Annotated in this window: 22 protein-coding genes, 1 tRNA gene and 1 pseudogene; 4 read left to right on the top strand and 20 right to left on the bottom strand. The window is 71.1% G+C overall.

What is annotated here, in order from left to right; genetic code table 11:
* Positions 1-44: 44 nt before the first annotated feature.
* Positions 45-248: a hypothetical protein gene (locus tag PGN23_RS04850; RefSeq protein ID WP_335301698.1), complete on the bottom strand. Its 204-nt coding sequence runs from the start codon at positions 246-248 to the stop codon at positions 45-47.
* An 11-nt stretch (positions 249-259) separates the two neighbouring features.
* Positions 260-2,914, bottom strand: a complete 2,655-nt coding sequence (locus tag PGN23_RS04845; protein WP_335301697.1) for a TonB-dependent receptor plug domain-containing protein — start codon at positions 2,912-2,914, stop codon at positions 260-262.
* Between the two features lie 278 nt (positions 2,915-3,192).
* Here PGN23_RS04845 and PGN23_RS04840 point away from each other — a divergent pair, with 278 nt between their 5' ends.
* Positions 3,193-4,842, top strand: coding sequence for a sensor histidine kinase (locus PGN23_RS04840; protein ID WP_335301696.1), 1,650 nt, complete (start codon positions 3,193-3,195; stop codon positions 4,840-4,842).
* Positions 4,839-6,161, top strand: a complete 1,323-nt coding sequence (locus tag PGN23_RS04835) for a sigma-54-dependent transcriptional regulator (RefSeq protein WP_335301695.1) — start codon at positions 4,839-4,841, stop codon at positions 6,159-6,161. Before PGN23_RS04840 ends, PGN23_RS04835 begins: the two co-directional genes overlap by 4 nt.
* Before the next feature lie 164 nt (positions 6,162-6,325).
* Here PGN23_RS04835 and PGN23_RS04830 read toward each other — a convergent pair.
* Positions 6,326-6,415 (bottom strand) — tRNA-Ser (locus PGN23_RS04830).
* Positions 6,416-6,575: 160 nt separating this feature from the next.
* Here PGN23_RS04830 and PGN23_RS04825 point away from each other — a divergent pair.
* Positions 6,576-7,328: a DUF1134 domain-containing protein gene (locus PGN23_RS04825; protein WP_335301694.1), complete on the top strand. Its 753-nt coding sequence runs from the start codon at positions 6,576-6,578 to the stop codon at positions 7,326-7,328.
* A 21-nt stretch (positions 7,329-7,349) separates the two neighbouring features.
* Here the strand turns inward: PGN23_RS04825 and PGN23_RS04820 are convergent, their stop codons facing one another.
* The gene (locus PGN23_RS04820) at positions 7,350-8,684 is read right to left on the bottom strand and encodes a dihydroorotase (protein ID WP_335301693.1); all 1,335 of its coding nucleotides are present in this window, start codon (positions 8,682-8,684) and stop codon (positions 7,350-7,352) included.
* A gap of 53 nt (positions 8,685-8,737) precedes the next feature.
* Between PGN23_RS04820 and ygfZ the strand changes: the two genes are divergently transcribed.
* A complete protein-coding gene (gene ygfZ / locus PGN23_RS04815; protein ID WP_335301692.1) occupies positions 8,738-9,481 on the top strand; it encodes a CAF17-like 4Fe-4S cluster assembly/insertion protein YgfZ in 744 nt (247 codons plus the stop codon).
* A gap of 4 nt (positions 9,482-9,485) precedes the next feature.
* Here ygfZ and PGN23_RS04810 read toward each other — a convergent pair whose 3' ends face one another.
* The 16 genes and pseudogenes from PGN23_RS04810 to PGN23_RS04735 form a co-directional block, all read right to left on the bottom strand.
* Entirely contained in the window at positions 9,486-10,157 is a 672-nt protein-coding gene (locus PGN23_RS04810; RefSeq protein ID WP_335301691.1) for a nitroreductase, read from the bottom strand.
* 114 nt (positions 10,158-10,271) lie between these two features.
* Positions 10,272-10,706: a VOC family protein gene (locus tag PGN23_RS04805; protein ID WP_335301690.1), complete on the bottom strand. Its 435-nt coding sequence runs from the start codon at positions 10,704-10,706 to the stop codon at positions 10,272-10,274.
* Between the two features lie 118 nt (positions 10,707-10,824).
* A complete protein-coding gene (locus PGN23_RS04800; RefSeq protein ID WP_335302082.1) occupies positions 10,825-11,946 on the bottom strand; it encodes an OmpA family protein in 1,122 nt (373 codons plus the stop codon).
* Positions 11,947-12,077: 131 nt separating this feature from the next.
* On the bottom strand, positions 12,078-12,578 hold the full coding sequence (locus tag PGN23_RS04795; RefSeq protein WP_335301689.1) for a DUF2793 domain-containing protein: 501 nt from the start codon (positions 12,576-12,578) through the stop codon (positions 12,078-12,080).
* 10 nt (positions 12,579-12,588) lie between these two features.
* Positions 12,589-14,706 (bottom strand): GTA baseplate fiber-binding domain-containing protein, encoded by a 2,118-nt coding sequence (locus tag PGN23_RS04790; RefSeq protein WP_335301688.1) that lies wholly within the window; start codon positions 14,704-14,706, stop codon positions 12,589-12,591.
* Position 14,707: 1 nt separating this feature from the next.
* The gene (locus tag PGN23_RS04785) at positions 14,708-15,085 is read right to left on the bottom strand and encodes a peptidoglycan endopeptidase (protein WP_335301687.1); all 378 of its coding nucleotides are present in this window, start codon (positions 15,083-15,085) and stop codon (positions 14,708-14,710) included.
* Positions 15,082-15,888, bottom strand: a complete 807-nt coding sequence (locus PGN23_RS04780; RefSeq protein WP_335301686.1) for a DUF2163 domain-containing protein — start codon at positions 15,886-15,888, stop codon at positions 15,082-15,084. The genes PGN23_RS04785 and PGN23_RS04780 overlap by 4 nt, the downstream gene beginning before the upstream one ends.
* A complete protein-coding gene (locus PGN23_RS04775; RefSeq protein WP_335301685.1) occupies positions 15,885-18,146 on the bottom strand; it encodes a DUF2460 domain-containing protein in 2,262 nt (753 codons plus the stop codon). Before PGN23_RS04775 ends, PGN23_RS04780 begins: the two co-directional genes overlap by 4 nt.
* Positions 18,147-18,728, bottom strand: coding sequence for a tail tape measure protein (locus PGN23_RS04770; protein WP_335301684.1), 582 nt, complete (start codon positions 18,726-18,728; stop codon positions 18,147-18,149).
* Positions 18,721-18,912 (bottom strand): phage tail assembly chaperone, encoded by a 192-nt coding sequence (locus PGN23_RS04765; RefSeq protein WP_335301683.1) that lies wholly within the window; start codon positions 18,910-18,912, stop codon positions 18,721-18,723. The genes PGN23_RS04770 and PGN23_RS04765 overlap by 8 nt, the downstream gene beginning before the upstream one ends.
* On the bottom strand, positions 18,909-19,223 hold the full coding sequence (locus PGN23_RS04760) for a gene transfer agent family protein (RefSeq protein ID WP_335301682.1): 315 nt from the start codon (positions 19,221-19,223) through the stop codon (positions 18,909-18,911). Before PGN23_RS04760 ends, PGN23_RS04765 begins: the two co-directional genes overlap by 4 nt.
* Positions 19,220-19,627, bottom strand: a complete 408-nt coding sequence (locus tag PGN23_RS04755) for a phage major tail protein, TP901-1 family (protein ID WP_335301681.1) — start codon at positions 19,625-19,627, stop codon at positions 19,220-19,222. Before PGN23_RS04755 ends, PGN23_RS04760 begins: the two co-directional genes overlap by 4 nt.
* Positions 19,627-20,022, bottom strand: coding sequence for a tail completion protein gp17 (gene gp17 / locus PGN23_RS04750; RefSeq protein ID WP_335301680.1), 396 nt, complete (start codon positions 20,020-20,022; stop codon positions 19,627-19,629). Before gp17 ends, PGN23_RS04755 begins: the two co-directional genes overlap by 1 nt.
* The gene (locus PGN23_RS04745; RefSeq protein ID WP_335301679.1) at positions 20,019-20,192 is read right to left on the bottom strand and encodes a hypothetical protein; all 174 of its coding nucleotides are present in this window, start codon (positions 20,190-20,192) and stop codon (positions 20,019-20,021) included. Before PGN23_RS04745 ends, gp17 begins: the two co-directional genes overlap by 4 nt.
* Complete coding sequence (locus tag PGN23_RS04740) at positions 20,189-20,701, bottom strand: hypothetical protein (RefSeq protein ID WP_335301678.1); 513 nt, start codon at positions 20,699-20,701, stop codon at positions 20,189-20,191. Before PGN23_RS04740 ends, PGN23_RS04745 begins: the two co-directional genes overlap by 4 nt.
* A 66-nt stretch (positions 20,702-20,767) precedes the next feature.
* Positions 20,768-21,776: pseudogene (locus PGN23_RS04735) on the bottom strand (phage major capsid protein).
* Positions 21,777-21,826: the final 50 nt, after the last annotated feature.

Below are 21,826 nucleotides of genomic sequence, written 5' to 3'. Positions count from 1 at the left end.
CGACCGGGCGCCGCCGGATGACGACGCCCGCAGGAGGGAGAGGATCAGGCCGATGTCGCCGCGTAGCGCGCCCGCAGGCGATCGATGACGTCCTGCTTCACGGGCTTGCCGTCGCGCAACTTGTACCAGCTGTGCTGGCTGATCCGGTAGGTGTCCATGACGCCCTGCTTCGTCACCGCCGGAATGTGGCGACGGAACTGCAGGAATTCCTCCGGGCTGATCGTACCCATCTTCAACTGTCGGGACATCGCAAACCTCCTCAGAACTTCACGTTGGCGGTGACGAAATAATAGGAGCCGTTGAACCCGAACTGGCTGGCGTTGCGCGTGTACGGTGTCTGACCATCGGAATAGGAGGCCGCCTGACCGACGGCGCCGTCGCGCGTGTTCTTCCACTTGTCCGGATAGATATCGAAGATATTGTTGGCGCCCACCGTCAGCGAGAATTGCTCGGTGAAGGCATAGGTCAGCGTGACGTCGGTAAGCGTCTTGCCGCGGAAGGTCTGGACGCAGCGGTTGCTGGCGTCGCACTTCACGTCCTTGTCCTGCCCCGACAGCCCGGTCGAGAACGCCTTCACGTTTCCGAAGTAGGACGCGCGCACCCCCACGTTGAACTTGTCGACCGCATAATTGGCGGAAGCGAGGATCTTCGTGCGCGGCTGCGCCACCTCGATCAGCTCGGTCGCGGTTTCGCCCAGCAGCCTGATCTGCTGCGCGGCGGCCGAGGCGCCCGCGATGATCGGCGCGGGCGTCGGGCGCTGGCGCTGGACGTCGGTCTTGGCGTGCGTCCCCGCGAGCGTCAGCGTCAAATTCTTCCCCTCGCCCACGTTCGCCTTGTACGTCGCCACCACGTCGATGCCGCGGGTGCGCGTGTCGATCTGGTTCGTGAAGAAGCGGATCTCGCGTGCCTCCGGGAACAGCGCGCGCACCGCGGGATATTGCGCGGTCAGCAGCCCTTCAGAGATGACGATGCGATCCGTGATGTCGATCTGGAACGCGTCGATCGTCAGGCTGACGCGCCCGCCGGCCAGGTCGGGGATGTCCCCGGTGATGCCCAGCGAATAGCTGTTCGAAATCTCCGCCTTGGGCCGCGGCACGCCCAGCGCGGCGAGGCGCGGATCGTCGCTCGACACCTGCTGCGTGATGAGGATCTGGTTGTTCTGCACGGTCGAGGTGTTGACGCGGTTGCCGGTCTGCTGGAGCGATGGGGCGCGGAAGCCGCGGTTGTACGATCCGCGCAGCGCGAAGGCGTCGGTGAACTTGTAGCGGCCCGCGAGCTTGCCCGAGATGTTGCTGCCGAAGTCGGAGTAATCCTCGAACCGCACCGCCGCGGCAACGAGCAGCGCGTCGTTGAACTCCGCCTCCGCATCCACATAGTAACCGATGCTGTGGCGGGCGACGTTGTTCTCGTCCGCCGGTGCATAGCCCGGGCGCCCGTTGGTGCCCGGCGCCTTGCCCGACGCGGCGAGCGGGCCGATGGCGTAGGACGCCGGGCTGCCGCGGGTGACGATGAAATTGTCGCGGCGGAATTGCGTACCCCAGGCGACGTTCAGGCTCTTTCCGATGATGCCGACCGCGCCGAAGTCCTTCGACGCGTTGAGGTCGACCAGCCACTGGTTGAATGCGGTACGACCGACGTAGAAGTTGGTCGGGCTGGCGTTGCCGAGCGAGGCGTTGACGGTGTCGTAGGCATTCTGATCGAGCTTGTTCATGCCGTAGCCGACGCTGAAGTCGAGCTTCCAGCCTGCCACCTCGCTGTTGATGCCCCCGGTCGCGGACCAGTCGGTCGACGTACCGGGCAGCTTGGGCACGTAGCCGTCGGGGAAGATGCCGAGCGCGGAATTGGTGAAGACCGCAGCGGAGCGGAAGAAACCGTAGGCCAGGATGTCCTTCCGGCTGTATCCGCCGAAGGTATAGAGGTTGGTGTTCTCCGCGATCGGATAGGAGGCGTTGAGGAACGCCTGATAGGTACGGTTGCGGTTGGAGCCGTAGTTGCCGACCACGAACGGCGTCTGCGGATAGACGTTGCGGTCCGCGCGGGGGTTGGCGGTGCTGTAGGGGAAGTTGGGCGTCGGGCCGGTGGCGGCGTAGTTGGCGGGCGTCGCGGGATACAGCGCGCCGGTATAGGTGTCGGAGCGGTTCGTGCCCTCGAACCCGAAATATTCGAGCGTATAGTTCACGAATCCGCCGTCGCTGCCCAGCGCCAGGCCGTGGTTCAGGCTGATCTTGTTGGTGAAGCCGTCGCCTTCCTTGTGGATGCCGCCGGTCACGTCGATCGTGCCGCCGATCTGGTCGTTGAGCGCCAGATTGACGATACCCGCGATCGCGTCGGAACCGTATTGCGCCGCCGCGCCGTCGCGCAGCACCTCGATCCGCTTCACCGCGCCCGTCGGAATCGAGTTCAGATCGGTGACGACCGTGCCGAGCCCCGGCGCGACGTTCAGGTTCAGCGCGGAGAACTGGTGGCGGCGCTTGCCGTTCACCAGCACCAGCACCTGATCGGGCGCCAGCCCGCGCAGCGATGCCGGGTCGGCGAAGTTGGTGGCGCCGTTCACGCCGTACTTCGACGAGCTGAACGAGGGCGAGGAGAATTGCACCTGCTGACCCAGATCGGTCTGCCCGGTCGCGCGCAGTTCCACGTTGCTGACCACGTCGACCGGAACCGGACGGTCGACGTCGGTGCGCGGCTTGCCGCGGGAGCCGACGACGACGATGTCGCCGGCGTTGCGCTCGGCCATGGCGGGCGGTGCGTCGGGGGCGGGCGGCTCGACCTGAGCTTCCGGCGTGGCGGACATCGGCGGTGCGTCGGGCGCGTCCGGCGCGGGGCGAAGGCCCGGCACCTCCTGCGCCAGCGCAGGTACGCTCATCGTCATCGCAGTGCCGGCCAGCAGGCACACCAAGGTCGCTTTCATCATTGCCCCTCATCCTCTCGGTCGTCGTGCTGCCGGCGCGAGATGGAGCCGCGGGGATCCCCCTCCACCTCGTTCCGGCGCATGATCTGTGTCGAAATCTTCCGCAAATCGCGGAGGGGAACAACAAAAGTTTCCACGCGCCTAGCACGCTGTAATCACACGATTAATGACAAGGCTATCATGGCTTGCGTGCTGTTTCCTGCCCGCCTGCCGTTGCGCAGTGTGCCGAAATTCGCCACCCTCGAATCGTGCTGTTCCGGGTCACGTCCTCGCGTACGAGATTGCTGGTCGGCGTCGCATTGCTGTTCGCCGGGCTGCTGGCGGGCGCGCTGTTGCTGGCGGAGCGGCTGGCGACCGCCCGTGCGGTCGACGGCGTCGCCGAGCGGGCGCGTGCGTCCGCGATCCTGCTCGCATCCGGTTATCGGCGCGAGCTCGACAAGTTCAACCTGCTGCCGATCGCTTTGGCCGGTGACGCGGAGGCGCGCGCCGCGCTGCTGACGCGTGACCCGGCGCTGATCGGGGTGGTCAACCGCAAGCTGGAGGCGCTGAGTGCCGAGACCGGCGCGGCCAACGTCTATCTGCTCGATGCGCGCGGCCGAACCGTGGCGGCGAGCAACTGGCAGCTGCCGGGCAGCTTCGTCGGGGACGATTATTCGTTCCGCGGCTATTTCCGCGATGCGATGCGCGCGCAGTCGGCGCAGCAGTTCGCGCTCGGTCAGCGCAGTCGGAAGCCGGGCCTCTACATCACCCGCCGGATCGACGCGGGCGGGCAGGCGCTGGGCGTCTTCGTGGTGAAGGTGGATTTCCGCGCGCTGGAACGCGAGTGGCGCGAGGCGACCAACGCCGCCTTCGTGACCGACGGCCGCGGCATCATCCTGGTGAGTGCCGACCCGGCGTGGCGGTTCCAGACGATCAGGCCGCTCAGCGACGAGGAGCGCGCGACGGCGCGGCGATCGCTGGAATATGGCGCCGCCCCGCTGGTCGAGAATGCGCTGTTCCGCAGCGCGGTGGTGCGACGGGAGGGACAGGCCGGGCTGCACCGTGCCGCCTTCGTCGAGGCGGTCGAGCCGGTGCATGGCTGGCAGGTCCATGTCATCGTCGGCACCGCGGCGGCCGTCGCCTCCGCGATCACCTTCGCGCGGCTGGCGGTGGGGATCGCGGCGCTGGGCATCGTCGCGCTCTACCTCCTGTGGCGTCATCGCCGCCGCAACGAGGAGACGCGGATCGCCGCCGCCGCCGACAAGCGGCTGGCGGCGCTGCGCGAGCAATTGATCCAGGCGAACAAGCTCGCCACGCTGGGGCAGGTGACCGCAGGCGTCGCGCACGAGATCAACCAGCCGGTCGCCGCGATCGGCGCCTATGCGCACAACGCCACGCTGCTGCTCGACCGCGACCGCCTGCCCGAGGCGCGCGAGGCGATCGGGCATATCGCGGCCCTGACCGAGCGGATCGGCAGCATCACGCGCGAGATGCGCGGTTTCGCCCGCCGCGCGCCCGGCGAGATCGGGCGGCTGTCGGTGAACGACGTGTTCGACGGCATCCGCCTGCTGCTGCGCGACCGACTGACGATCCTGGGGGCGGAGTTCGTGACGAGCGGACCGGACGTCTGCGTCCGCGCCGAGCGCGTGCGGGTCGAGCAGGTGCTGCTGAACCTGGTGCAGAACGCGCTGGACGCCGGCGCGCGCACCATCACGGCGACCACCGTCGAGACGTGGGACCGGGTGCGCATCGTCATCACCGACGACGGTCCCGGGATCGACCCCGGGATGCGCGACGCGCTGTTCCAGCCGTTCCGCACGTCGAAGCAGAGCGGGCTCGGCCTCGGCCTCGTCATTTCGCGCGATATCGTCGCCGAGCTCGGCGGCACGCTGACCGCGGGGCATCCGGCGAAGGGGGCTGAATTCATCGTCGAACTGGAGCGGAGCGAATGAACGGCGTCTTGTTCGTCGACGACGACGACGACCTGCGGCGGGCCACCGCGCAGGCCCTCGACCTCGCCGGCTATGCGGTGACCGCGGTCGCCAATGCGGCGGCGGCGCTGCGCGAGGTCGACAACGGCTTCGACGGCGTCGTCGTCACCGACATCCGCATGCCGGGGATGGACGGCATGGAGCTGCTGTCGCGAATCGTCACGCGCGATCCTGACCTGCCGGTCGTCCTCGTCTCGGGCCATGCCGACGTCGGCACCGCGGTACGCGCGCTGCGGCACGGCGCGTGCGACGTGCTGGAAAAGCCCTTCGTCGTCGATCAGCTGATCGCCTCGATCGCTCGCGCGATGGAGCGGCGGCGGCTGGTGGTCGAAAACGCCCGGCTGCGCGCCGCCTCCTTCGATGCCGACGAAGGGCCGCTGCTGGGCCGGTCCCCCGCGATCGAGCAGCTGCGCCGCGCCATCGCGCAGATCGCGCCGATGGAGATCGACGTCCTGATCCAGGGCGAGACCGGCACCGGCAAGAGTGTGGTGGCGGACATGCTGCATGCCCGCTCGCGCCGCCGCGGACCGATGGTCACGGTCGACTGCGGCGCGCTGCCGCAGGGGTTTCCCGAGGCGGAGCTGTTCGGTCATGTCGCGGGTGCGGTACCGGGCAACGCGATGCCGCGCACCGGCCGGGTCGAACAGGCCCATCGCGGGACGCTGTTCCTCGACGATGTCGATGCCCTGTCGGAGGGGATGCAGCTGAGCATGCAGCGCGTGCTGGAGCGGCGCGAGGTGACTCCGCTCGGCGCTTCGGTCGCGCGCGGGCTCGACCTGCGCGTGGTGGCGGCCAGCAACAGCGATCTGGAGCAACTGGTCGCGACGGGGCGGTTTCGTGCGTCGCTCTTCTACCGCGTCAATGGGGTCACGCTGCGGCTGCCGCCCTTGCGCGAGCGGCGCGAGGACGTGGCACCGCTGTTCCGCGCCTTCGTCGCCAGGGCGGCAGCGCGACTGGGGATCGCGCCGCCGCCGCTCAGCGGCGCGGTGTTCCGCCATCTGGAGCGGCACGACTGGCCCGGCAACGTGCGCGAGCTACTGCGCTTCGCGGACAATGTCGTGCTGGGGCTGACGGGGTCGGATCCGCACGACGACGGGGCCGCGCCGACGCAGGACCTGAAGCAGCGCGTCGACCGCTTCGAGGCGGAAGCGATCGAGGAGGCGCTGATCGCCGCGGAAGGAGACGTCACCCGCGCCTGCGGCGCGCTCGGCCTGCCGCGCAAGACCTTCTACTACAAGGTGCAGCGCCTCGGCATCGATCTCGGCCGGTATCGCGGCTAGACCAGACCTCTGCGTCGCGTCGTGCCGACCTAGCCTGGCGCCGCGCGCCCACAGCCACCGCCGCACCTCAGGCCGCCCGCGTCCTCGACATCGATGTCCGCATGTCGCCCCCACCATATACCCCGGCGGCCGACGGAGATGCTTGTCGGAGTGGCGAGGACAGGTGGCGGAGACGGAGGGATTCGAACCCTCGGTACGGTTTCCCGTACGACGCTTTAGCAAAGCGTTGGTTTCAGCCACTCACCCACGTCTCCGGGCTGGCGTGGGCCGGGCTATAACGAGGCATTGGGGCGGGATCAACCGAGGGCGCGCAAATTCCGCCCGGCGCGCGGCGGACTCGCATCGTCGCCCGTTCATTGCGGCGACAGGCGATCCGTGGCTAGGTTCGCCAAACGTGTGGCGGGGTAACGTGAGATGGCGATGAAGCGGTGGGTGGCACTGGCGGTCACCGGGGCGATGCTGGTCGCGCCGGCCTCTGCACAGGTACGCACGATCGATCCCAACGCCGCGATCGATGGCGACGTCGCGCCGCGTGGTGCCGCGCGGCCTGCCCCCACCCCGGCGCAGGCGCCCACGCCCGCGTATCCCGACGCCCCGACCGCCGCGCCGCAGGCACCGGCCACCGCGCCGAGCGTCCCCTCCCCCGCCGCCGAAACCCGCGCCAATGCCACGACGAACGCGGCCGACACCTACAAGCGCGACGACCTGATCGCCGCGGGCGAGGACGTGTTCGGCAAGGGTGCGGAAGGGTTCGCTCAGATCATCGAGAAGATTCTGAAGGACCAGGGCGAGCCCAACGCCTATATCGCGGGACGCGAGGCGGCGGGCGCGTTCGTCGTCGGCCTGCGCTACGGCTCGGGAGTGATGACGCACAAGGTGGAGGGGCAGCGTCCCGTCTACTGGACCGGACCGTCGGTCGGGTTCGATGTCGGCGGCGACGCCAACAAGGTCTTCGTCCTCGTCTACAACCTCTACGACTCGCAGGAATTGTTCAAGCGCTTCCCGGGCGCCGAGGGACGGCTGTATTTCGTCGGCGGCTTCGCCGCGACCTATCTGCGCAAGGGAAATGTGGTGCTGATCCCCGTGCGCCTGGGCGTCGGCTGGCGTGCCGGGGTCAACGTCGGCTACATGAAGTTCACCGAAACCTCGAAGTGGCTCCCGTTCTGAGGCGATACCGGCCGGCGGCGATCATGCGCCGCCGGGAAACTCCGTCGCCTCGAACCGGATCGGCGCGCCCTGCGGCGCGTCGCCCAGCGCATCCTCCCACATCGCGACATGGCCGCGGACGATCGTGCCGACCGCCTTGCCGGTCAACTCCATCCCCGTGAACGGCGACCAGCCGGCGCGCGATGCCAGCCAGTCCTCGGTCACGGTCCAGCGCTTCTTCAGGTCGACGATCGTGAAATCGGCGTCATACCCCTTCGCGATCCGCCCCTTGCCCGACAGGTTGAACACGCGCTGCGCGCCGGCGCTGGTCAATTCGATCACGCGCTGGAGCGTCAGCCGTCCGTGCGCGGCGTGGTTCAGCAATAGCGGCAGGAGCGTCTGCACCCCGGGCATCCCGCTCGGGCTGGCCGGATACGGCTTGCCCTTCTCTTCCAGCGTGTGCGGCGCATGGTCGGAGCCGATCACGTCCGGCACGCCTTGGTTCAGCCAATGCCACAGACCGTCGCGATGCGCGCCCGAGCGGATCGGCGGGTTCATCTGCGCCAGCGTGCCCAGCCGCGGATAGGCCTCCTCGCCCGCCAGCGTCAGATGCTGCGGCGTCACCTCGCAGGTGGCGATGTCCTTGTTCTGCCCCAGCAATTCCAGCTCGGCGGGAGTCGTGACGTGGAGCACATGGATCCGGCGCCGCGCCGCGCGCGCCAGCCGCAGGATGCGCCGCGTCGCCAGCAGCGCGCTCTCGTCGTCGCGCCACACCGGATGCGAGGCGGGATCGCCGGTGACGCGCTGGTCGACGCGCGCGTTCATCCGGTCTTCGTCCTCGGCGTGGATGGCAACCCGGCGATGCCCATGCGCCAGCACCTCGGCGAGCCGCGCATCCTCGCTGACCAGCAGGTCGCCGGTCGATGCGCCCATGAAGATCTTGACCCCCGCGGTGCCCGGCAGCCGCTCCAGCTCGGACAGGTCGCGGGCATTGTGGTTGGTCGCGCCGACATAAAAGGCGTGGTCGCACCACATCCGCCCCTTCGCGCGCGCCAGCTTGTCCGCGATCGCATCGGCGGAATCGGTATTGGGCTTGGTGTTCGGCATTTCGAACACCGCGACCACCCCGCCCATCACCGCGGCTTCGCTCCCGCTCGCCAGGTCTTCCTTGTGCTCGAGCCCCGGCTCGCGGAAATGCACCTGCGTGTCGATGACGCCGGGCAGCACATCCAGCCCGGTGCAGTCGACCACCCGCCCCGCGTCGCCGGTCGCGCCGATCGCCACGATCCGCCCGTCGCTGACGCCGACATCCGCGCGCACCGGCCCGCCCGGGGTATGTACCGTGCCGCCGCGCAGCAGGAGGTCGTAGGTCGCCATCTCTCGCCTTTCTGGCTCTTTCGTCCGATCGGTCGCCTCCCTACCTTGCCGCGATGGACGAAACCACCCCGCGCACGATGCTCGCCGACCGCGCCCTGCTCCGCCTGTCGGGCGACGACGTCCGCGGCTTCCTCCAGGGCCTGCTGACCAACGACGTCGCCACGCCCGCCCCGGTCTGGGCCGGGCTGCTGACACCGCAGGGCAAGGCGCTGTTCGACCTGATCGTCTGGCCCGATGGCGACGACGTCATGCTCGACGTGGAGCGGGAGCAGGCCGATGCGCTGGTGCGGCGACTGGGCATGTACCGCCTTCGTCGCGCGATCGATATCGCCGCGGAGGAGCGGCTCGCCGTTCATTGGAGCCTCGACGCGCCCGCCGGCATCGACGCCACGCGCGATCCCCGGCTGGACGCATTGGGCTGGCGCTGGATCGCGCCACCCGCCCTGCCCTCCGATAGCTGGCGGGCGCACCGGCTGTCGCTGGGCGTCGCGGAGGGGGTGGCGGAACTGGGCGCCGGCGACACGCTGTGGCTGGAATGCAATGCGCGCGAATTGAACGGCGTCAGCTTCACCAAGGGCTGCTATGTCGGGCAGGAGAACACCGCGCGGATGCACCACCGGGCAAAGGTCAACCGGCGCCTGGTCGTCGCCCCTGCCGACGCCGCCGACGCGCGCCACCGTGCGATCTATGACGACCTGGGCGTGATGGTGACGCTGCGCCGGGTGGACGCTTTGGGTGACGCGTCGATCCCGCCCTGGCTGGCCAGCGCGCTGGCGGAGGATGCGGCCCCCGCCTGACGGGTCAGAAGCCGACGAAGACCGCCGCCTCCTGCACCGGCCTGCGCTCCGACACGACCGCGTTGGCGGCGAAGTCCTCGTCCGGCCAGCCCAGTGCGATACTCTTCATGATGACCTGATCGGCGGCGATGCCCGCATGTTCGCGCACGACCGGCGATTGCATGATCCCCTGGCTGTTGATGACCGTCCCCAGCCCGCGCGACCACGCCGCATTGACCAGCGCATTCGCCACCGCGCCGCAATCGAACGGCGCATCGTCGCTGCCGTCCAGCGCACGGTCGTAGGTCACGATGATGCACACCGGCGCGTCGAACTGCCGAAACCCGCGCATGACCCAATCCTGCCGCTTTTCCTTGTCGTCGCGCGCGATCCCCATCGCGGCGAACAATTGCTTCGCGACGCCCACCTGCCGGTCACGATGCTGATTTTCGAATGCGTTGCCGATCCTGAACTCGCGCGACTGCGGCACGCCGGCCAGCATCCGCTCGGTATTGCCGCGCCGGATGCGGTCGAGCGGCTCGCCGGTCACCACGTAGAAATTCCACGGCTGGCTGTTCATCGACGAAGCCGCCCGCATCGCGATCGTCAGGATCTCCTCGATCAGCGGCTGCGGCACCGGGTCGGGCTTGTACCCGCGGATGCTGCGTCGGCCGAGCACGACCTCATCGAAATCCATCGCCATCCTCTCACCCCGTCTCCGCACCGATCGTGACATGCGCGCGCTACGGCGCGTCGCACATCATCATGAACGCAAAGGCATTTGCGGTTCAACCCGGCGGATGCCGGTTGTTCAGGCCGGGCGATCGCGATCGTTCGGCCACAGCCCGCGCGTCGCCAGTTCGACGACATGGCCGTCGGGATCGTCGAAATAGAGACTGCGCCCGCCGCGCGGCCACGCCACCTCGCTGCGGATCGCCACGCCGGCCGTCTCCAGCCGGGCGCGCCACGACGCGACATCCTCGTCACGGATGCCGAAGGCGAGATGCAACGGACCGGCGCCATCGTGCCCGGGGATCACGCCCTCCGGCCCCGGCATGTCGTCGAGCGACTGCCCCCGGGCGAAGATCAGCAGCACGCCCCCCGATCCCGCATCGAACGCCGTCAGCCGCGGCGTCTCCAGCATCGCGCGCATCGCCATCACCTCCCGGTAGAAGGCGCACGCGCGCGTCATGTCGTCGACATAGATCGCGGTTTCCAGCAAACCGACCAGCTTGGGAATGGACATGCGAACCTCCTTGGGAGGTAACGCTGCCGGACGCGCAGGGCTTCACGCGCGGGAGGCAAAGAAAAAGGGAGGCCGGCGGATGCCGACCTCCCCAATTCGTTCGCCGAGGCGATCGACCTTACTGGCCCGAACCCGGACCGTAGGTGATCTCCACGCGACGGTTCTGCACTTCGCGCACACCATCGGCGGTCTCGACGCGCAGGCGGGTTTCGCCGAACGCTTCGGTCGTCATCACGCCGTCCGGGATACCCTTCGACGCGAGGTACGCCTTCACCGAGTCCGCACGACGCTGGGACAGGCCCACGTTGTACTGCGCGGAGCCCGACGTGTCGGTGTAACCGGCCAGCATGACCTGCGCGTTCTGGCAGTTCTGGTACTGGGTGACGGCGTTGTCGAGGATCGACGCGGCCTCCGGGGTGACGTCCGACTTGTCCCATTCGAAGAACACGATGAACGGACCCGGCGAGCAGACCACCGCGGGCGGCGGGGGCGGCGGGGGAGGCGGCGGCGGGGGCGGCGGCGGCGGGGGCGGCGGCGGAGCAGCCTCCTCCGGAGCACCGAAGTTGTACGTCAGGCCACCCAGCAGCGAGTGCGAGCGGAAGCGGCCGTCATACGAGCTGCCCACGCGGTCGAACAGCTTGACGTTGTCGGCGTTGAAGAAGCGATACTTCAGCGACACGTCGACGTTCTCGCTCAGCGGAGCGCGGATACCCGCCAGCGCCTGCCAGGCGAAGACCGTGTCGGAATCGTCGACCAGACGATACGCACGGCTCACGTCGGTGCGCGCCTTCACGCGGGCGACACCGGCACCTCCGCCGACGAAGCCCTGCAGGCCGTCGTCCGGACCGAAGTCCAGCAGGCCGTTGACCATGAAGCTGAGCGCCGAGGTGCGGCCGCCGACGCCGTTGTACGTGCCGGCGGGCAGGCCGGTGCCGCCGTTCGGCGTCACGCCGGTGTTGCGATACGCATCGATCGTGGCCGAGCGGTAGCCGACCTCGGTCTCGAGGCGGAACGCGCCGAAGTCGTAACCGATGACGCCATCGACGTCATAGCCGTAGTCGTGGTCGACCGTGCCGACGCCCGAGCGGCCCGTGCCAGTTGCGCCGACGATCGAATAATCGATGTCCTCGACGATCATCGCACCGCCTTCAACGCCTACATACCACGCCTTGTCGCGCGCGAGCGCGGGCGTGGCGAGGGCGGTGGAGGCAAGCACCGCCAAAATGGCAAGCTTACGCATCATAATCCCCTTTCCATGGTGTCACTACGGACAGCCAAACCCACTATCGGAACGATGGTTTCCCGACAAGCTGACAAAAGGCAGCCACTGTTGCACATTCGACACACCACAGGCGCGGCCGCCGCCTGGCCTCATGTCGCGATCAGGCCGTGCTGACGCAGCGTATCCAGTATTTTAGCCAGCGCAGCGCGGCCTTCGGCATCGATCGTGGCACCGCCGCTCACGTCGGAAATGGCGGGCCGCTGCGCACCGACGACCTGCCTGCCGCCGATCCTCACCTGCTCGGCCCGGACGATGCCGCGCTCCCACCCGGTCGGGGTCATCCGCCACGGCTGGTTCGCGACCGCATCCCACACCCGCCAGCCGTTCGCCGCCGGCGCGAAGCGCCAGCCGGCGTCGGTCCAGCCCGCCAGCGCGCCGGCCCGCCCCGCCCAGGGTCCCTGCGGCGCGGTGCCGACGATCCAGCATTGGCCGGGGGCGGGCGCCGCCGGTGGCTGGTCGACCGGGCCACCCTGCACCACCGCCTGGACCGCGATGTCCAGCACCGCGAGCGCTTCGTTGTGGGTCACTTCCTTCTGCGCCTGCCCCGCCTCCAGCAGCGGCAGCGCCAATCGAACGGTTCCGTCGTCCACCACCCGTCTCCTATATCGTCAGCGTCGCGGCGGCCGACGCCGCGACGGTGCCCTGTTGCCGAACCGACACGACCGCGGGCCCGCCACCGATGGCGACGGTCAGTCGCGGTATCCCGGTGACGAAGCGGCGCGCGCCGTCGCCCTCCTCGATCGTCACCAGATAGCGCTCGGCTTCCTCGCCCAGCGGCGCATCGCCTCCGTCGCGCCAGTACCAGCCGGACCGGCTTCGCCGCGTCCACGACAGCATGGCGGTGCCGTCCGCCTGCCGCACACCCCGCAGCCGCACCGGCGAGGGGGGCGCGATCGACATACCCGTTACCGTGGCGGAGGCGGCGACGGGCCCGGCGACGTCGCCCACCCCACTCGCCAGCACCTGCACCGCGGAACCCGCCACCGCGCCCGCCAGCGGGATCGTCAGCATCGCATCCCGCTCCACCAGCACGAAGCGCGCGCCCGCCCCATGCGCCGCCGCCGGTGTCCCCCGCCGCGCCCGCCACAGTCGCGACAACCGCCAGCGGCACGGCGCCACCTGAACCGCCTCGCCGAACTGGATCAACTCGTCGCCGACCAGCGCCAGGTTCGCGCCCCGGTCCCGCGCCGCCGGGGTGGCGGATTGCAGCGTCATCGCATCGTGCAGCAACGCCACCTCCATCGCGCTGACCCGGTCCTCCAGCACACCCGGCACGAGCGGCATGTCGTTCGCCAGCGCGCCCATGACGGCGGGCGCAGCGCTGGTCCCCACCGCCTCCCAACTCGCCCCGGCATCGCGACTGAAGAGTACCGAGGCCTGCCGCCACCCCGCATCCCCGCCCGCGGCGAAGACCGTCAGCGACGCCTCGGCCGCCAGCCGCTCGTCCAGCCCGGGCAGCTCGACCGCGATCAGGTTCGTGGCGCCGATCACCACGTCCGGCGCCGCCGCGCCGCGCCCCGGATCGGCCACCACCGCCGCAGGCGCATCGCGCTCGCCGGGGGACAGGTCCAGCGTCACCCGGAACGCCTCGACGCTCGCGCGCGTCACCCGCCAGATCCCCGGCACCGCCGGCAGGCGCACCGCCGCCCCCGGCGCCACCCCGATCGACGTGGCATCCAGCGTCACCCGCCGCGTCACGCGGTCGCGCTCCGCCCGCCGCAACGCCGCCTCCACCGCGCCGCGGGCGGCGGCCGCGCTCAGCACCATCGGCAGCGCGACCGTCTCCTCGCGCCAGCCGCCGCCGCCACGCCGCGCCTGCTGCACCCCGATCTGATAGTCGCGCGCCGGATCGTAATAGGACAGCGCGAGCGTGCGCGGCACCGTCTCGATCGGTCGCCGCGATTCCGCCACGTCCGTATCGGCATCCAGCATCGTCGCGGCCGGCAGGCGGTCCGCGATCCGCATCGAGCGTCCCTCGGGGACCAGCCACGCGCCCCCCAGCGACGCCAGCGTCGACAGCGCCGCCGCCGCGCTATCCCCCGTCGCCGCAAAGCCGGGCACCGGCTGCGTCGGCCCCGGCCCTGCGATCACCTCCGGCGCAAGCGCCCGCGCGACGTCGCCGATCGACGGCGCGACCTCATCCGCGACGACCTCGAACGTCAGCGACGGTATCCGATTGCCGAAGTCCGCGAGCTGCAAATTCTCGAACACCGCATAGGCGATGCCGCGATGCGCCGGCGCGGCCGCCTCCAGGCTCGCGATCAGCGGATCGGGCGGCTGATCCTCCCCGCCGCGGTGCAGCCGGTACCCGGTCGCACTCTTCCAGTCGCCCGCCGCCCCGCGCAACAGCTTGCCGTCGGCCCAGATCCGCCCCACGCCCTGGATCGGCCGCGCCGACAGCGCCACCGCGAAGGATGCGGCATAGCTGTAGGTGGTGACGCTCGGCTGCCCCTTTCCGCCCCCCGCCTGGCCCCGCGTCTCGATCAGGTCGGTCGACCAGATCACGCATCCCGCGACGCGCATCGTGCCGAACACCTTCGCGATCGGCGCTCCGTAGGAGGATGTCTGCACCCGCAGGTCGCTCAGCCGCGGTCCCTGCCGCCCCCCGCCCGGGGAGAGGAACGCGCGGTCGACCGTCTGCCCGATCGCCGCGCCCAGCGCCGCCCCGATCGGCCCGCCGATCGCGGTGCCCACCGCCGTCAGTACCAGCGTCGCCATCTCACCCCTCCTTCCGCCAGGCCGCCACGACCGGCCACGGTACCTTGCCCGGCCGCTCGACGACGCGGCGAAGCCCCGCATCGGCGTGGACGAACCCGCCCGCCGTGCGCACCACCAGATGAAGCTGCGCCACCGTCACCCGGCACAGCAGCACGTCGCCGATGGCATCGCCGTCGCACGCGACCATCCCGCCCGGCACCTGCTCCACCCGCCACGTCGCCGAGCGCAGCGGATAGTCTCGCGGCAGCCCGCGCTCCCCCAGCGCCACCGCCACCACGCCCACGCAATCGAGCCCCAGCGCCGGATCGCGCCCCTGTGCCCGAAACCTTGACCCTACCGTCGCCAGCGCCGCCGCCGCGACCTGCTCCCCCGCGGTCATGCCCCGGGATAACGCGTCAGCAGGTCGATCCCCGGCACATAGGGTTCGCCGCGGAAGTTGATCGCATTGCCGAAGCGCGCGGCACAGGTCGCGATCGTCTTGTCGCACCCCTCCACCACCTCGACCAACACCCCCGCCTCCACCGCGAAGGGCGGGGCATGGCGCAGCGTCAGTGTCGCCCCGGCGGATGCGGTCACCACGCTTTCCAGTCCGCTGTTCGCGCCGCCGAACCAACGCAGCCGCCCCTCGCCGTACGCATTGGCGACCGGCTCGCCCGCCTCCAGCGTCACAACCTCACCCAGCGCCGCCGCCACGCGTGCGAACCGTCGCCGCGGCGCCATCGGCACGCGACAGCGCGCATCGCCCAGTTGCGCACGGCACGCCGGCGCGGTCGCCTCCGTCACCGGCCGCGCCAATGCCGCCGCCGCGCCGCGCAGTTCCGCGGTAAAGGTGCCGTCGCGCATCTCCACCTCCCCGATCCGCCCCTCGCCGAGCGGGATCGGCGCAGCGGACGGGTCGTCGCGGCGCCACGCGAACATCACCACCCGCGCCGCATCCCAGCGCCCCGCCCCCAGATCGCGCGCGGTCAGTGCCGCCGCATCCAGCGCGCCCGTCGCCTCCATCGTATCCGCCTCCACCCCTCCGGCGCGCACGATCGCCGACGGGGTCATCCCCGGCGCGGCGCGGTACGTCACCGCGTCCACGTCCAGATCCCGGTCGTGATCGGTCAGCGCGACCGTCACCCCGTCGCGCCGCTCGATCCGCCAGCACAGCGACAGCGCGGTCACCCGATCGGCGCTCATGCCTCCCGCACCTCGATCAGCGGAACGCTCGGCGCGGTCCCCGCCAGATGCGTCGCGCGCGCCACGCTCAGCTGGTCCTCGGCGAACCGCACCGGCACGTCGAAGTCGAACGACGCGCGCACCACCGCGCCCGCCGCGGGTGCGGCATCCAGCACCACCTCGCCCAGCGCCGCCATCGCGAAGCGCTGCGTCGCGACACCGTCGACCGTCACCTGCACCGTCCCCGCCACCGGCCGCGTGATCCGCCGCACCGCGGCGCCGTAATTCCTGGCGAGCGCGAACGTGCGCCGCACCCCGTCGCCGGTCCCGATCGCCTCGCCGCTCGCGCGCCAGTCGAACGGATCGCGCAGCCGGAACGCGCGCGCCGGCCCCTGCCGCGCGCGAAAGAAGGCGAGCAGCGTCGCCACGTCCGCCTCGCCGCGCACGCCGGGGCCGACATCGTAGCGCGTGCGCGCCTGCGTCCAGGCGACGTTGCGCGTCTCGCGCCCGCCGGCACTCGTGGTGATGTTGGTCGAAAAGCCCGGCGTCACCTCCGCCTCGCGGCCCAGCGCCAGCGGGAACGTCACGTCATCGAAAGCGTCCACCCGCGCCTCCTCCTGCCAATAGATCAGCCCGTCCCGCATCACCTGCGGCAGCGCCCACAGGTACACGCGCGCCACCCCGCGCCGCTGCGCCGTCCCCGCCGCCGCGACGATCGCGCGCCACTGCCCGCGATCCGCCGCGGACAGCACGAAGCCCGAGAGATAATCCTGTCGCGCCGCCGGATAGCCCAGCCGCGCCACCGCCGCCGCCACCCCGGCCGCGCTCGACGCGGTGTCGCCCGCGGTGACCCAGTCGTAATCCTCCAGCTGGAGCACGTCGAACGCCGGCGTCGCCCACCCGGTCGGCATGTTCATCCGCTTCGCCTCGGGCGCGGCGGCATCCAGTACCGTCGGCAGATACGTCAGCAGGTAGGTGCGGCAGTCGCCGCGCTCCGCCCTCACCGCCGCGACCAGCGCCGCGGTCGACGCCGCCAGCGCCGCGCCCGCCCGGTCCAGCGTCGCACGCTGCGCCGCGTCCAGCGCGCCCCGCACGGTCGCGATCGGCACCGGCGCCAGCGCCGCCACCGCGCTCGCATCGTAGAGGCACGGGCGCGCCCCGTCCGGCGTCACCCACCACCACGGCTCCCCCACCTGGAAATGCGGCGCCAGCCCCGCCGCCGCCCCGATCGCGACGAACGCGCGCGCCACCGCCTGCAGATACGCCATCGCCGCGCCGTGCGTCGGCGACAGCAGGGTGGACGGCGGCACCCACCCGGTCAGCGCGGGCGACCCGTCCGCCGCGCGCTGCTTCCACGCCGCGGGGCAATGCGCATCGAACAATTCGTAGGACAGCGACCAGATCACGTCATAGCCGAGCGCCCCCGCCCGCGACGCGAAATCGCGATGCCACGCCCGACACGCGACGTTCAGCGCGCCCCCTGCGGTCGTCGCCAGCCCGGCGGCATCGAGCCGGAAATAATGGCTCATCCCGACATAATGGACGATCGCGCCGCGATACCCCAGGTGCAGCGCGTTGCGCAGCAGCCGCGCCGGGGTCAGGTGATAGCTGTCGTCGTAACCACTCGCGATGCGCAGGTCGTGCGCCGGGACCACCACGTCGCCGATCGGCAGAACCGCGCCCGCGCCGGTGCACGCCATCTCCGACAGTTCGACCCACCCCTCGACCGCCGCGGGCAGCGCGCCGCCAGCGGCGTCGTATCCCGGCGCCACCAGCGACACGAACATCCGCTCGATGTCCCCGGCCCACACCGGATCCGCCTCGCCCGGCAGCAGGAAGCCGCCGCGCACGGTCGCGAAATCGATCGTCACGCGCGCATCGGTGGGCGTGCCCTGCGCATAGTTCCACAGCCGCACGTACCAGGCGCGCTGCTGCCCCTGCGCATCGCGCCCCTCGATCGTCAGGACGGGTCCGTTGACCGCGTCCAGCGGCAGCACCCCCGCCGATCGCCAGCGGAACGACAGCCGGCAATCGCGATAGTCGCGGTTCGTGTCGTAGCGCAGCAGCGGATGGTCGTGCGAGTCGGCACTTTCCCAGATCAGCCCCGCCAGATCGTCGCGGGCGTAGAACACCGCATCCACGCGCAGCGCATCGGGCGCGGTCGTCGTCACCGCCGCCATCATCGGCCGCGGGAAATTGACCGTCCAGAACATCGGATCGAAGCGGGTGACGACGTCGCTCGCCTGCCCGACCCGCTCGGTCGCCAGCCAATATCCCATCTATTGCCCCTCCATCAGCGCGGCGCGGACCGCGCGCGCCACCTGCCGGCCCGATCGCGCCAGCGCCGCGGGCGCCTCGCCCCCGCCGGCCTGCACCGTGATCGCCACCCGCACGTCGCGCGCACTGCCCGCGCCCGGCACCGCCACCTGCCCGCTGCTGGTCGGCACGAAGACCTCCGGCCCCCGCTCCCCCACCAGATAGGCGCGCCCCGGACTGACCGGCCCGCCGGTGGCGCGCCCCGGCAACCCCAGCAGGCCCAGCAATCCGCCCACCAGCCCCGCGCCCACGCCGCCCCCGACCCCGCCCCCGCCTCCGCCTCCGATCACGCTGCCGATCCCGGCGCGGATCGCGCCCGCGGCGATCTCCGCCAGCGCGCTCGACGCGACCGACTTCAGGTCGTCGAACCCCAGCTTGCCGGTCCGGACCGCGCGTATCAGCGCCGTCTCCACCGCCCGTCCGGCGCGATCCGCGCCGCGCGCGAACGGCCCCTCCAGCGTGTCGCGCATCGCATCGACGTCGCGCGCAAAGGCGGCGGTGTCGGCACGCACGCCGATCACCAGCCGCTCGATCTCCTCATCCATCCGGAAATGCCTCCTGCATCCGCGCGATCAGCCCCGCATCGGGGGGCGTCGCCTCCTCCGGCGCCAGCGCGGCGACCAGCGCCGCCAACTCGTCGGGCGTCGCGCACCAGAATTCGTCGGGCCGCCACCCGAACGCCACGCCCGCCAGCCCCGCCAGTCGCGCGGCCCGATCGGCGAAGTTCACCGCCCCGCCAGGATCTGGCGCAGCAGCGTGTTCAGCACCGGCGCGCACGCAGCCACGCCCTGCGCCACCACCGCCTCGCCGATCGCCTCGCGCGTCAGCGCCTCGGGTGCGGCAGCGCGGCAGTGCCAGAACAGCGCCACCGTCTCCGCCAGCGTCAGCCGGCCTTGCGCCGCGCGCTCGACCAAGGCGAACAGCGGCCCCAGCTCCTGCTCGGCGGCGACCAGCGCGGCGAAGGTCGGTCGCAGCACCACCGCCTCCCCCGCCACCCGGATCGCCGCCTCTCCCCTGACCGGATTGGGGCCGGGGTTCATGCGCTCACCACCACGCCGCTGCTCTCCAGCGCGATCGTGTAGCTGCGCTCGCCGTTGTAATCGCCGGCATAGTCCAGCCGCGTCACCACGAAGCGCGCAGTCATCGCCTCACCGCCCTCGAACGTCAGGCGGTAATCGTCCAGCGTTCCGGCCAGCGCGCTCGCCTTCACCCGCGTCTCCGCCGCGGACCCGGTGAACACGCCCGCCGCCGACACGCTGACCGACCGCACGCCCGCGCCCGACAGCAGTTCGCGCCATCCGCCCGAATCCTTGCTGGTGATCGCCACCGCCTCGCCGTTGATGCTCAGCTGCGTCGTGCGCAGCCCCGCCACCGTCCGGTACGTCACCGGATTGCCGCCATCCCCCACCTTCAGCAGGAACGCGCTTCCCTTCTCCGCCGCCATCACAGCTCCTCCAGCATCCGACATCTCACATCGACCAGCGCCGCCCAGCGCTGCCCGCCCTCATGCAGCAGCGCGGCGCGCACCGGCACGACGGTCACTACCCGCCACCCGCTCAGCGTTCGCGGCATCGCCAGCAGCGACGCCTCGACCGCCGCGCCGATCGCCTCGGCCCGCGCCCCGCTCTCGCCCTCGTCGCGTACTGCCAGGCTCACGCCCACCTCGCGCCCGTCACGGTCCTTGGTGCCCCAGTCGGTGGCGGCGACATCGCGCAGCACCACGAACGGCACCGCCGCCGCGCGCGCCGCCGCCCCTTCCACCACCCGGTGCGCCGCCACCGCGGGATCGCCGCGCAACCGCGCCAGCACGGCGGCGCGCAGCACGGCCACGCCGCTCATTGCCGCCACCACGACAGCGCCGGGTCCTCGACCCATCGCCGCCTGAGCCCGCGGGCCTCGATCGACACGCCCGCGTCGCTTTCCTCGACCCGCGCATCCGGCAGCAGTGCGCGCACGCGCGCCGCCACCCGCGCGCGCCACCGCGCGACGGCCCCGTCCGCCGCCCTCATGCGTGCGCCGCCTGCGCCAGCGCCATCACCCGGTAGGGCCGCCACAGCGCGGACACCGCCGCCGGTATGGGCGCGCGTCCCTCGCGGTCGGTGAACAGATGCGCCGCCAGCACCACCACGCCCTGCCGCAACGCCGCGGGCAGCGACGCCCAGTCCGCCGCCACGCCGGCGGACAGCGTCACCCGCGCATCGACGATGGTCCGCACCCACCCGTTGCCGCCCGCGTCGATGTCGACCCCCGCGCCTGCGGCCGTGATCGCGCGCACCGGCCGCGCCGGCAGCAGCTGCCACTCGGCGCGGCCACGCACGTCGACCGTCACGTCGCGCGCGATCAGCACCTGCCCGGTAAACCCCTCCGCCAGCCCCAGCGCCGTCTCCGCATAGGCGACGATCAACACATCGTCGTCCGGCAGCCCGGCGCGCAGCTGCGCCTTCACCGCCGCCAGCGCGCCGACCCGGTCGCCGGCGCCCAGCGTTACCGTGCCCGGCCCTCCCGTCACGATCGCCATGTCCATCCTTTCGCTTGCCCGTCCCCGCATCGGGGGCGGCCGCTTCGCCGCCCCCACCGCAACCCGTCAGCTCGCGGCGAACTTCATCAGCTTGATCGCCTCGCTGTTGGTCACGCACCCGCCCACGCGCTTGGTCGCGTAGAAGGTGACGAACGGCTTGTTGCTGTACGGATCGCGCAGAATGCTCGTCTCGCTGCGCTCCGCGATCAGATAGCCGGCGCGGAAGTTGCCGAACGCGATCGACAGGCTGTTCGCGGCGATGTCGGGCATGTCCTCCGCCTCGACCACCGGATAGCCCAGCAGCGTCGCCGCCTGCCCGCTCACCAGGCTCGGCTGCCACAGGAACTGGCCGTCGCTGGTCTTGAACTTGCGGATGCGCGCCGCGGTGCTCGCGTTCATCACGAACGCCGCGCCCTGCCGGTACGGCGCGCGCAGCGCCTGCACCAGATCGATCAGCCGGTCGGCGCCGTTCGCGGCGAAATCGCCCGCCGCCCCGCTCGCCAGATATTGCAGCGTCCCGAACGCGCGCGTCGCATCCGCGGTCGCCGCGGTTGGCGCCTGCAGGAACCCCCTGGGCCGGTTCGTCCCGTTTCCGCCCACGAAGGCCGCGCCCTCCGCCTTCGCGAACTCCGCCGCGATCTCGCCCGCCAGCCACGCCTCGACGTCGAATTGCGCATCGTCCAGCATCGCCTGGCTGGCGCTGGGGTTGGCGTACAGCTCCCCCATCGGCGGCGCGATCTCGACGAAGGTCGACGTGCCCGTCACCGGCCGCGCGTCGGTTTCCCCCCGCCCAGCCCGACGGCGTACCCCCCGTCGTCACCAGCTTGCGATAGCCAGCCGACCCCACCTGCACCACGTTCGCGATGCTGCGGATCGGGCTGGCGCTCTTCAGCACCGCATCGATCTGCTGGTCGATCTCGCGCGGGATCGCATAGCCGCCCTGGTCGCCGCTCACCCCCGTGAACGCCTTCATCTCGATCGCCGCACCCGTCCGCACGAAGCCGTCGAACGCCGCATCCGCCGCCGCTGCCCGCGCGCCGTCCAGCACCGGGCGCGCCACCACCGTCTCGCTCATACCATTCTCCTGAAGATGGACCCCGCCCGCGAGGTCCGCAAAAAACTCGG

The sequence above is a fragment of the Sphingomonas adhaesiva genome, from assembly GCF_036946125.1.
In the GTDB taxonomy this organism is placed as follows: Bacteria; Pseudomonadota; Alphaproteobacteria; order Sphingomonadales; family Sphingomonadaceae; genus Sphingomonas; species Sphingomonas adhaesiva_A.
Note: the sequence above shows the minus strand (reverse complement) of the source record. Positions and strands in the feature narration are given on the sequence as shown.

Excerpts from the sequence above, each read along its gene's own strand:
- PGN23_RS04850 (WP_335301698.1), bottom strand. The coding sequence starts at position 248 with ATGTCCCGACAGTTGAAGATGGGTACGATCAGCCCGGAGGAATTCCTG.
- PGN23_RS04845 (WP_335301697.1), bottom strand. The coding sequence starts at position 2,914 with ATGATGAAAGCGACCTTGGTGTGCCTGCTGGCCGGCACTGCGATGACG.
- PGN23_RS04835 (WP_335301695.1), top strand. The coding sequence starts at position 4,839 with ATGAACGGCGTCTTGTTCGTCGACGACGACGACGACCTGCGGCGGGCC.
- PGN23_RS04825 (WP_335301694.1), top strand. The coding sequence starts at position 6,576 with ATGGCGATGAAGCGGTGGGTGGCACTGGCGGTCACCGGGGCGATGCTG.
- PGN23_RS04820 (WP_335301693.1), bottom strand. The coding sequence starts at position 8,684 with ATGGCGACCTACGACCTCCTGCTGCGCGGCGGCACGGTACATACCCCG.
- ygfZ (WP_335301692.1), top strand. The coding sequence starts at position 8,738 with ATGGACGAAACCACCCCGCGCACGATGCTCGCCGACCGCGCCCTGCTC.
- PGN23_RS04810 (WP_335301691.1), bottom strand. The coding sequence starts at position 10,157 with ATGGATTTCGATGAGGTCGTGCTCGGCCGACGCAGCATCCGCGGGTAC.
- PGN23_RS04805 (WP_335301690.1), bottom strand. The coding sequence starts at position 10,706 with ATGTCCATTCCCAAGCTGGTCGGTTTGCTGGAAACCGCGATCTATGTC.
- PGN23_RS04800 (WP_335302082.1), bottom strand. The coding sequence starts at position 11,946 with ATGCGTAAGCTTGCCATTTTGGCGGTGCTTGCCTCCACCGCCCTCGCC.
- PGN23_RS04790 (WP_335301688.1), bottom strand. The coding sequence starts at position 14,706 with ATGGCGACGCTGGTACTGACGGCGGTGGGCACCGCGATCGGCGGGCCG.
- PGN23_RS04785 (WP_335301687.1), bottom strand. The coding sequence starts at position 15,085 with ATGACCGCGGGGGAGCAGGTCGCGGCGGCGGCGCTGGCGACGGTAGGG.
- PGN23_RS04780 (WP_335301686.1), bottom strand. The coding sequence starts at position 15,888 with ATGAGCGCCGATCGGGTGACCGCGCTGTCGCTGTGCTGGCGGATCGAG.
- PGN23_RS04775 (WP_335301685.1), bottom strand. The coding sequence starts at position 18,146 with ATGGGATATTGGCTGGCGACCGAGCGGGTCGGGCAGGCGAGCGACGTC.
- PGN23_RS04770 (WP_335301684.1), bottom strand. The coding sequence starts at position 18,728 with ATGGATGAGGAGATCGAGCGGCTGGTGATCGGCGTGCGTGCCGACACC.
- PGN23_RS04760 (WP_335301682.1), bottom strand. The coding sequence starts at position 19,223 with ATGAACCCCGGCCCCAATCCGGTCAGGGGAGAGGCGGCGATCCGGGTG.
- PGN23_RS04755 (WP_335301681.1), bottom strand. The coding sequence starts at position 19,627 with ATGGCGGCGGAGAAGGGAAGCGCGTTCCTGCTGAAGGTGGGGGATGGC.
- gp17 (WP_335301680.1), bottom strand. The coding sequence starts at position 20,022 with ATGAGCGGCGTGGCCGTGCTGCGCGCCGCCGTGCTGGCGCGGTTGCGC.
- PGN23_RS04745 (WP_335301679.1), bottom strand. The coding sequence starts at position 20,192 with ATGAGGGCGGCGGACGGGGCCGTCGCGCGGTGGCGCGCGCGGGTGGCG.
- PGN23_RS04740 (WP_335301678.1), bottom strand. The coding sequence starts at position 20,701 with ATGGCGATCGTGACGGGAGGGCCGGGCACGGTAACGCTGGGCGCCGGC.